Source organism: Mycobacteriales bacterium (assembly GCA_035690485.1).
In the GTDB taxonomy this organism is placed as follows: domain Bacteria; phylum Actinomycetota; class Actinomycetes; order JAFAQI01; family DASSKL01; genus DASSKL01.
The window spans coordinates 22,729-32,614 of the sequence record DASSKL010000006.1 but is presented as its reverse complement, the minus strand read 5'-3'; the positions used below and the strand labels follow the sequence as shown (position 1 = coordinate 32,614).

Below are 9,886 nucleotides of genomic sequence, written 5' to 3'. Positions count from 1 at the left end.
GCCGCCAAAGGACCGCTCCTCGTCCTCGCGCAGGAACGGACCCCACTGCCGGGTGGCGTCACCGGCGGGCGGCTCGATCTTCACGACGTCGGCGCCCATGTCGGCGAGCAGCATCGTGCAGTAGGGCCCGGACAGCACCTGAGTGAGGTCGACGACGGTCAGCCCATCGAGTGGCAGCGGCACCCGTCGGTCCTATCAGTGGAGTTCGCAAACCAGACCGGCCGCCCCGCCGACTGGGCTCCGGAAGGTCAGCACCTGCAGCGTTGACAGCAACCAGCAAGCGCCGCGAACGGCTCGATCCGGATCGAAGGAGGGTGGGCGAGGGGGGAGTTGAACCCCCACGTCCTTACGGACACACGGACCTGAACCGTGCGCGTCTGCCATTCCGCCACTCGCCCGAGTGACCCAACGAAGTTAGCACGCAGCACCGGGTGACCTTCCCCGGCGTGAAGCGGCGGATACGATCACGATGCGACGGGGAAGGGATCCGCTCGTGGGTGTACTCCAACGCTTCGAAAGACGCCTCGAAGACCTCGTCGAGGGCACCTTCGCCAAGGTCTTCAAGGGCGAGGTGCAACCGGTCGAGATCGCGCAGGCACTGCAGCGCGAGACCGACGACAAGAAGGCGATCGTCAGCGAGGGCCGGGTCCTCGTGCCCAACGAGTTCGTCGTCGAGCTCGGTGAGCACGACCACAGCCGGCTCGCCGCCTACGCCGACCCGCTGGGCACCGAGCTCGCCGCGATGGTGCGAGAGCACGCGGCGGAGAACGCCTACACGATCCTCGGCGCGGTGACGGTGCGTTTCGAGCGCGTCGACAGCCTCGACACGGGCGTCTTCCGCATCCGCAGCGGCGTTTCCGCCGGGCCCAGCGCCAAAGAGGTGCTGGTGCGAAGCGGCGGCTCCGGCCCCGACCTGATCACCGGTGCAGCCGGCGCACCGCGCGGCTCGTTCCCCGGTGCGCCGCGACTCATCGTCGGTGGCGAGGAGAAGTACGACGTCAACTCCCCGCAGGCCCGCGGGCTCGAGGAGACCTACTTCCTGGTCAAGCCCGAGACGGTCATCGGACGGGGCCCGGAGGCCGACCTGCAGCTGCCCGACGGACTCGTGTCCCGCCGCCACGTGCTCGTGCGGATCGAGGACGACAGCGTGATCCTCGAGGACCTCGGGTCCACCAACGGCACGCTCGTCAACGGCTCCCCGGTCGGCATGCGACAGCTGCTGCCCGGCGACCGCATCGGCATCGGCGAGACCACCCTCGTCTTCGACCGCGACCCGGTGGGCTGACCAAGGCCCATGGACCTCGCCGTCTTCGTCGTCCGCTTCGGCGTGCTCGCGCTGCTGTGGATCTTCGTCATCGCCGCCGTCGTCGTCGTACGCTCCGACGTCTTCGGGGCCCGCAGCGCGGCCCGGGCCGCGGGCGGGCAGACCGCACGCCGGCCTGCGGCAAACACCGGTGGGCGCCCGGCGACGGCGACCCAGGCACGCCCTCGCCGCCGCCGCGACGCTCGCGTCCTCGCCGTGACCACCGGACCGCTGGCCGGCACCACGCTGACGCTGGGCGAGACGCCCGTGACCATCGGCCGCAACGACGACTGCACGCTGGTGGTCTCCTCCGACGACTACGTGTCGTCACGCCACGCGCGCCTGACACCGACCAGCGACGGGTGGGTGCTCGAGGACCTGCAGTCGACCAACGGCACCTACCTCGACGGCCAGCGCGTGAGCGGCCCTGTCACCGTACGGGTCGGCACGCCGATCCGGGTGGGGCAGACGGCGTTCGAGCTGCGGCGCTGATCCGGTCGAGGCACGAGTCGTTAGGGTTCCTGCGGTGAGGCTGCGCTATGCCGCACGGTCCGACGTCGGGCTGCTGCGTGACGGCAACGAGGACTCGGCCTACGCCGGTCCCCGGCTGCTCGCGGTCGCCGACGGGATGGGCGGGCACGCGGCCGGCGAGGTCGCCAGCGCGGTCGTGATCCACACGGTGTCCGCGCTCGACGAGCGCAACCCCGGGCCCGACCTACTCGACGCCCTGCGGGCCGCGGTCAACGACGCCAACGACGCGCTGCGCGAGCTGGTGACCACCGACGCCGAGCTCGACGGCATGGGTACGACGCTGACGGCGCTGCTCTGGTCGGAGGGCCGGCTCGGGCTCGTGCACGTCGGCGACTCCCGCGCCTACCTGCTGCGCGACGGCGTGCTCACCCAGATCACCCATGACCACACCCTCGTGCAGGGGCTCGTCGACGAGGGTCGGATCAGTGCCGAGGAGGCAGAGGTCCACCCGCAGCGGGCGCTGATCACCAACGCACTCGACGGTCGCGCCGACGTGGAGCCCGACCTGACGATGCGCGAGGCGCACGTCGGCGACCGGTACCTGATCTGCAGCGACGGGCTGTCCGGCGTGGTCAGCGCCGAGACCATCCGCGACACCCTCGGCGAGGGCAGCCCCGACGAGGCCGCGGAGAGGCTGGTCGCCCTCGCCCTGCGCGGCGGCGGGCCCGACAACGTCACGGTCCTGGTGGCCGACCTCGTCGACGAAGAGCCCACATCCAGCGCGCCGGTCATCACCGGCGCCGCGGCGGCGGAGATGCACAGCGGCGCCATCGAGGACAGCCCCGCGGCCCGCGCCCGCGCCGCCCGACCCACGCCCGAAGGCGTCGAGGACGAGCCGCCGATCCGGCATCGCCGGCGCGCCCCCCGGGCCCTCCTCGGCGGTGCGATCGTCGTGCTCGTCCTGGTCGCCGGGGTCGGCGCGGCCTACGCCTGGATCAACGGCCAGTGGTACGTCGGTGCCGCGCACAGCAACCATGCCGCCGGCGGGGACGACGTGGCGATCTTCCACGGCGTACCCGGGTCGATCGCCGGCGTCGCGCTGGCGCAGGAGCACGAGCGGGTGCAGCTGCCGGTCTCCGCGCTGCCGCAGTACGAGCAGCAGCCGGTGCGCGACGGCATCGCGGCCGGCACCCTCGGCGAGGCGCGCCGCATCGTCCACCGCCTGCTCGAGGAGACCTGCCCCTCACCGACCCCGTCGCCATCGGCCAGCCCCATCCCCACCCCCACCGCCACGCCGCGACCGACCGCCGGCCGCAGCCCCGCGCCGCGTCCGACGCCCAGCGCCACCCCGAGCCCGAGCCCGCTGATCCCGACCCCGCCACCGCCCCCGGCGTGCGAGGGGCTCAAGTGACGGCTCGGCGGGGGGTCGAGTTCACGATGGTGGTCTTCGCGGTGGCCGTCACCGTGCTCGCCTACATCTCGGTCGGCCTCGGCGCCGACGGCAACGTGCCGTCCGGCGTCGTCTGGTACGGCGCGGGGCTCGGCGCGCTCTTCCTCGTCGCGCACCTCACGGTCCGGCGGGTGGCGCCCTACGCCGAACCCCTGCTGCTGCCCATCGCCGCGCTGCTCAACGGGCTCGGCCTGGTGATGATCCACCGGATCGACCTCGCGACCGCCAACAAGGCGCAGCGACTGAGCAGCGTCGTGCCGCCAGGCAACGCCGGGCTCCAGCTAGCGTGGACGGCGATCGGCATCACGCTGTTCGTCGTCACGCTGGTCGTCATCCGCGACCACCGCACCCTCGCGCGCTACACCTACACGGCCATGGCGCTCGGCCTCGTGCTGCTGCTGCTGCCCGCGCTGCTGCCGGCCTCGCTGTCGGAGGTCAACGGCGCGCGCATCTGGATCCACCTCGGCCCGCTGTCGTTCCAGCCGGGAGAGATCGCGAAGATCGTCCTGGTGGTGTTCTTCGCGGCCTACCTGGTGGGCAAGCGCGAGCTCCTGTCGCTCGCCGGCCGCCGCTTCGCCGGGCTCGAGCTGCCGCGCGCCCGCGACATGGGTCCGGTGCTGCTCGCGTGGGGAGCCACCCTCGCGATCCTGATTCGGGAGAGCGACCTCGGCACCGCACTGCTGTTCTTCGGCTTCTTCCTCGTCATGCTCTACGTGGCCACCCAACGCGCGTCCTGGCTGCTGATCGGGCTGGGCCTGTTCTGCGTCGGCGCGCTGCTGGCATCCGTCGTGGTCTCCCACGTGCAGGAGCGGGTCGACATCTGGCTGCACCCGTTCGCCGACCCGACCGGCAACGGCTACCAGCTGGTGCAGGGGCTGTTCGGGTTCGCCAACGGCGGCATCTTCGGCACCGGGCTCGGTCAGGGCCGGCCCGACCTCGTGCCGTTCGCCAGCACCGACTTCATCGCCTCGGCGTTCGGCGAGGAGCTGGGCCTGATCGGGCTGACGGCGATCCTCGTGCTCTACCTGCTGTTCGTCGAGCGTGGCGTGCGCGCGGCGCTGTCGGTGCGCGACGGCTTCGGCAAGCTGCTCGCGATCGGGTTGGCGTTCGCCGTGGCGCTGCAGGTCTTCGTGCAGGTCGGCGGCGTCATGCGGCTGATCCCGCTGACCGGCCTGACGCTGCCGTTCCTCTCCTACGGCGGGTCCAGCCTCGTCAGCAGCTGGATCATCGTCGCGCTGCTGCTGCGCGTCAGCGACGCCGCCCGCCGGCCGGTGCAGCCGCCGCCGCCCGCCGCCCCGGCCGGTGAGGTGCTCGCGGCCGCCCCGACGGAGGTGTTCCGCCGGTGAACGTCCCCCTGCGCCGCGTCGCGATCGCGATCCTCGTGCTGTTCGCGGCACTGCTCATCAACGCCAACGTCGTGCAGGTCGGCGAGGCCGGGTCGCTACAGGCCAACAAGTACAACAGCCGCGTCCTGGAGAAGGAGTACGACCACGCCCGCGGGCCGATCGTCGCCGGCGACCAGGCGGTCGCCTCCTCGACGAAGACACCCAACGACCACCTGAAGTACCTGCGCGTCTACCCCGGCGGGCCGGAGTACGCGCCGGTCACCGGCTACTACTCGATCGTGCTCGGCGCCACCGGCATCGAGCGCACCGAGAACAAGGTGCTCGCGGGCACCGACGACCGGCTGTTCACCCAGCGGCTCAGCGACCTGTTCACCGGCCGCACGACCAAGGGCGGCACGGTCGTGCTGACCCTCAACCGCAAGGCCCAGGACGCCGCCTGGAAGGCGCTCGGCAACCGCACCGGCGCGGTCGTCGCCCTCGACCCGAAGACCGGTGCGGTGCTGGCCCTGGCCAGCTCGCCGTCGTACGACCCGACGAAGCTCAGCTCGCACGACCTCACCGCGATCAAGGCCTACTGGGAGCAGCTGAACAAGGACCCGCGCGAGCCGCTGCTCAACCGCGCCATCGCCGAGACCTATCCGCCGGGCTCGGTGTTCAAAGTCGTCACCACCGCGGCGGCCCTCACCACCGGCCGCTACAACCCGGGCACCGTGCTGCCCGCGCCGGACGCCTACCGGCTGCCGCTGACCAACACCTACCTGCACAACTTCGCCGGCGAGACCTGCGGCAGCGGCGGGCAGATCACCCTGGCCGACGCGCTGCGGATCTCCTGCAACACGGCGTACGCCGAGCTCGGTGTGGCCCTCGGTGACGACGTCATCCGCAAGGTCGCGCAAGGCTTCGGGTTCGGGCAGAGCTTCACGATCCCGCTGCCGGTCGCGGCGAGCCATTTCCCCGACCACCCCAACAAGCCGCAGACCGCGCTGTCGGCGATCGGGCAGTTCGACGTACGGATCACGCCTCTGCAGGCAGCAATGATCGCCGCCGGCGTCGCCAACGGCGGCGTGGTCATGAAGCCCTACCTCGTGCAGGAGGTGAAGGCGCCGGATCTGTCGACGATCGAGGCAGCGAGCCCGCAGGCGCTCGGCCGCGCGATCAGCCCGCAGGTGGCCGCGACGTTGACCCAGCTGATGCAGGGCGTGGTCGCGAGCGGCACCGGCACCGCGGCGCAGCTGCCGGGCATCTCGGTCGCGGGCAAGACCGGCACGGCCCAGCACGGCGCCAACCGGCCCGAGGACGCGTGGTTCATCTGCTTCGCGCCGGCGAACGACCCGAAAGTCGCGGTCGCGGTCGTGCTGCCCGACGCCGGCCAGACCGGCGGCACGGTCGCCGCCCCGATCGCCCGCGCCGTCATGGCGGCGGTGCTGAACCCATGACCGCAGCGGTGGGCACCCGGCTGGCCGGCCGCTACGTCCTGGAGGAGCGGATCGCCGGCGGCGGCATGGGCGAGGTGTGGCGGGCCCGTGACGAGGTGCTCGAGCGCACGGTCGCCGTCAAGCTGCTGCGCCGCGAGCACGCCGACGACGCCGACTTCATCGGGCGGTTCCGGGAAGAGGCCCGGCATGCGGCAAGCCTCACCCATCCCGGCATCGCGAGCGTCTACGACTACGGCGAACAGCCGGGCGACGACGAGCCGGGCGGCACGCCGTACCTCGTCATGGAGTACGTCGACGGCGAGACGCTGTCGTCGCTGCTGAGCCGAGCCGGCGGGGCGCTCGGCGCGAGCCAGGCGCTCGACATCGTCGGGCAGGCGGCGTTCGCGCTGCAGGCCGCGCACGACGCCGGCATCGTGCACCGTGACGTGAAGCCCGGCAACCTCATGGTCCGCCGCGACGGGCTGGTGAAGGTCACAGACTTCGGCATCGCCCGGGCCCAGGGCGCCGGCGGCCTGACCCGCACCGGCGACGTGATCGGCACGGCTCACTACCTCTCGCCCGAGCAGGCCGAGGGGCGCAGCGCCACCCCTGCCAGCGACATCTACGCGCTCGGCGTGGTCACCTACGAGGCGCTTGCCGGGCGCAGGCCGTTCGCAGGGGAGGCCCCGGTGAGCGTCGCGCTCGCGCACGTCCGCACCGAACCCCCGCCGCTGCCCGACGACGTGCCGGGTCCGGTCCGCGACCTGGTGGCGCACGCGATGCACAAGGACCCGGCGGCGCGACCTGCCAGCGCCGGCGAGTTCGGCCGCACCGCGATGGCGCTCGCCAGCGACCCGTCCGGCACTGCCACGACCGTCGTACGCCGCGCCGCACCCGCCACCACGCAGACCACGCCCGCACCCGCACCAGCACCAGCACCACCCGAACCACGGCACGCACCCGGGCAGCGCCGGGTGCGCAACCGGATGATCGCCGCCGGCGCGGTGGTCGTGCTGATCGGCGGTCTGCTGCTGTGGCTGCTCACCCCGGCGCGCGCAGAACTCCCCGACGTCACCAACATCCCCGTCGCCAAGGCCCGCTCCGCGCTGACCGCCGCAGGCATGCACGTCACCACCAAGACCCAGCACGACGCGGGCCACCCGGCCGGGGTCGTGATCTGGCAACAGCCGGCCCCGCACACCACAGTCGACAAGGGCAGCACGGTGACGCTCGTGCTCGCCTCCGGACCGCTGCTCGTCACCGTCGACAAGACGGCCTACGTCGGGAAGCCGGCCGACCAGGTGAAGGCAGCCCTGACGCGGCTCGGCCTGCAGGTCGCCGAGCAACCACAGCCATCGGCCGCACCAGCGGGTAGCGTGCTCGACGTGGCTCCGGCAGGGCAGGTGCGGGAGCGCACCCTGGTCACGCTCACCGTGGCCACCGCGCCGCCGCCCGCACCGGCTCGTAACGGTGCCGGGCACGACAACGGTCACGGAAGCGGACCGAAGAAGGGCCATGACTGACACCCAGCAGCTGGGCGGCCGCTACGACGTCGGTGATCTCATCGGCGAGGGCGGCATGGCCGAGGTGCACCGCGGCTACGACACCCGGCTCGGCCGCGACGTCGCCGTGAAGTTCCTGCGCACCAACCTCTCGCGCGACCCGGCGTTCCACGCCCGCTTCCGGCGCGAGGCACAGGCCGCCGCATCACTGAGCCACCCGGCGATCGTCGCGGTCTACGACACCGGTGACGACGGCGGTGCCGACGAGCGCACGCCCTACATCGTCATGGAGTACGTCCAGGGCCAGACGCTGCGCGACGTCATCAACGCCGAAGGCCGCCTCGTGCCGCAGCGGGCCCTCGAGATCACCGCCGACGTGCTGCAGGCGCTCGACTACAGCCACCGGCACGGCATCGTGCACCGCGACGTCAAGCCGGGCAACGTCATGGTCACCCGCGGCGGCGAGATCAAAGTCATGGACTTCGGCATCGCCCGCGCCGTGACCGCGTCGTCCGCGACGATGACCCAGACCGCCGCCGTGATCGGCACCGCGCAGTACCTCTCGCCCGAGCAGGCCCGCGGCGACCACGTCGACGCGCGCAGCGACGTCTACAGCACCGGCTGCCTGCTCTACGAACTGCTCACCGGCACGCCGCCGTTCACCGGCGAGTCGCCGGTCGCGGTGGCCTACCAGCATGTCCGCGAGGAACCGGTCCCACCCAGCGTCCTCGAACCCGAGCTCTCACCGGAGCTCGACGCCATCGTCCTCAAGGCGATGGCGAAGAACCCCGCCAACCGCTACCAGACCGCCGAGGACATGCGCGCCGACATCGGTCGCGCGCTGGCCGGGCGCCCCGTGCAGGCACGACCGGTCGCGCCCGAGGACCCGACCGTCGTGGCCGCGCCGCCGGCGACCACCGTGCTGCTGCGCAGGCCCGAGGAGCGGCGGGGCAAGCGGGTCGCGGCCTACACGTTGCTGGGCGTCGCGACGCTCGCGGTCTTCATCGTCGCCGCGCTGATCGCCCGCGCCGCCGTGTCGGGGCGCGGCGCCAGCGACATCAACACCCCTGACGTGACCGGCAAGACGCTCGCGCAGGCCGAGCAGTTCCTGGCCCAGCGCGGCCTGTCGGTCGACAAGCCCGACTACGTCTTCGACCCGGCTCCCGCCAACACGGTCATCAACCAAAGCCCGTTGCCCGGGATCCTGCTCGGCAAGGGCGACAACGTGCACCTCACGGTGTCCAAGGGCCTCGAGATCGTGACGGTGCCGCCCCTGGTCGGGCTCAGCCGGGACGACGCGACGACCGCGCTGCAGGGCGCCAAGCTGAAGGTCGGCAACGTCAAGGAGCAGGACGACCCGGCACCGCCGGGCCAGGTGCTGGGCAGCGATCCGCAGCCCGGTGCCCGCGTCCCGGCCGGCACCGGAGTGACCCTCATCGTCTCGACCGGCCGCGTGCAGGTGCCCAACGTCGTCAACCTCGATCCCGACTCGGCGGCGACCCAGCTGCGCCAGGCCGGCTTCGAGGTCGCCCAGGTCACGACCCAGGACCCGACCAAGCCGGTCAACGTCGTCGTGGCGCAGGACCCCGGCGGCGGCCAGTTCGCCCGTCAGGGCAGCACGATCACGATCACGGTCAACCAGCAGCCGACACCGACGCCCACACCGACACCGAGCGAGACGCCGACACCGAGCGAGACGCCGACACCCACGGCGACGAGCTCGCTGTTCCCGTAGGGGTCAGCGGGTCGCGACTGCTGCGCGACGCCGCACCTCGACCTGCTCGACGAGCATGTCCGCGCGGTCGTCGGCGACCGGGTGGCCGCAGACCGCGAGCCAGTTCGCCAGCAGCCGGTGGCCGGCCTGGGTGAGCACCGACTCGGGATGGAACTGCACGCCCTCGACGGCCAGGTCGCCGTGGCGCAACGCCATCACGACGCCGTCGGCGGTCCAGCCGGTGACGTCGAGCTCGTCCGGCACGGAGTCGCGGCGGACGGCGAGGGAGTGGTAGCGGGTGGCCGTGAACGGTCTCGGCAGCCCCCGCAGCACGCCGGCACCGTCGTGCTCGACCTGGCTGGTCTTCCCGTGCAGCAGCTGCTCGGCGCGGTCGACGGTGGCGCCGTAGGCGACGCCGATCGCCTGATGCCCCAGGCAGACGCCCAGCACCGGAGTCCGGCCGGCGGCGGCACGGACCAGGTCCACGCAGATGCCGGCGTCCTCCGGGATGCCGGGCCCGGGGCTGAGCAGGATGCCGTCGACACCGAGGTCCAACGCCTCGTCGACCGTGATCTCGTCGTTGCGGCGTACGACGCAGTCCGCGCCGAGCTGGCCCAGGTAGTGCACCAGGTTGAAGACGAAGCTGTCGTAGTTGTCGATCACAAGGATCCGTGCGGGTGCCATG

Annotated in this window: 9 protein-coding genes and 1 tRNA gene; 7 read left to right on the top strand and 3 right to left on the bottom strand. The window is 72.3% G+C overall.

All coding sequences use genetic code 11. From position 1 onward, the window contains the following. On the bottom strand, positions 1–183 hold a 183-nt coding region (locus VFJ21_01015), incomplete at its 3' end, for a CoA transferase (protein ID HET7405701.1). A 132-nt stretch (positions 184–315) separates the two neighbouring features. Continuing rightward, positions 316–398: transfer RNA gene (locus tag VFJ21_01010), tRNA-Leu, on the bottom strand. A 95-nt stretch (positions 399–493) separates the two neighbouring features. On the opposite strand from VFJ21_01010, the gene VFJ21_01005 reads away from it, so the two are divergent. The 7 genes from VFJ21_01005 to pknB are packed head-to-tail and all read left to right on the top strand — an operon-like array spanning position 494 to position 9,222. Further along, positions 494–1,285 (top strand): DUF3662 and FHA domain-containing protein, encoded by a 792-nt coding sequence (locus VFJ21_01005; protein HET7405700.1) that lies wholly within the window; start codon positions 494–496, stop codon positions 1,283–1,285. Positions 1,286–1,294: 9 nt separating this feature from the next. Further along, positions 1,295–1,795: an FHA domain-containing protein gene (locus VFJ21_01000; GenBank protein HET7405699.1), complete on the top strand. Its 501-nt coding sequence runs from the start codon at positions 1,295–1,297 to the stop codon at positions 1,793–1,795. A gap of 34 nt (positions 1,796–1,829) precedes the next feature. Beyond that, on the top strand, positions 1,830–3,185 hold the full coding sequence (locus VFJ21_00995) for a PP2C family serine/threonine-protein phosphatase (GenBank protein ID HET7405698.1): 1,356 nt from the start codon (positions 1,830–1,832) through the stop codon (positions 3,183–3,185). Positions 3,186–3,211: 26 nt separating this feature from the next. After that, positions 3,212–4,570 carry an FtsW/RodA/SpoVE family cell cycle protein gene (locus VFJ21_00990; GenBank protein ID HET7405697.1) on the top strand — a complete coding sequence of 453 codons (1,359 nt, stop codon included), beginning with the start codon at positions 3,212–3,214 and terminating at the stop codon, positions 4,568–4,570. Further along, positions 4,567–6,006, top strand: coding sequence for a penicillin-binding protein 2 (locus VFJ21_00985; GenBank protein ID HET7405696.1), 1,440 nt, complete (start codon positions 4,567–4,569; stop codon positions 6,004–6,006). The genes VFJ21_00990 and VFJ21_00985 overlap by 4 nt, the downstream gene beginning before the upstream one ends. Further along, positions 6,003–7,508 carry a protein kinase gene (locus tag VFJ21_00980; protein HET7405695.1) on the top strand — a complete coding sequence of 502 codons (1,506 nt, stop codon included), beginning with the start codon at positions 6,003–6,005 and terminating at the stop codon, positions 7,506–7,508. Before VFJ21_00985 ends, VFJ21_00980 begins: the two co-directional genes overlap by 4 nt. Then, complete coding sequence (gene pknB, locus VFJ21_00975; protein ID HET7405694.1) at positions 7,501–9,222, top strand: Stk1 family PASTA domain-containing Ser/Thr kinase; 1,722 nt, start codon at positions 7,501–7,503, stop codon at positions 9,220–9,222. Before VFJ21_00980 ends, pknB begins: the two co-directional genes overlap by 8 nt. Positions 9,223–9,225: 3 nt before the next feature. On the opposite strand, the gene VFJ21_00970 is transcribed toward pknB, so the two are convergent. After that, complete coding sequence (locus VFJ21_00970) at positions 9,226–9,885, bottom strand: aminodeoxychorismate/anthranilate synthase component II (protein HET7405693.1); 660 nt, start codon at positions 9,883–9,885, stop codon at positions 9,226–9,228. Position 9,886 lies beyond the last annotated feature (1 nt).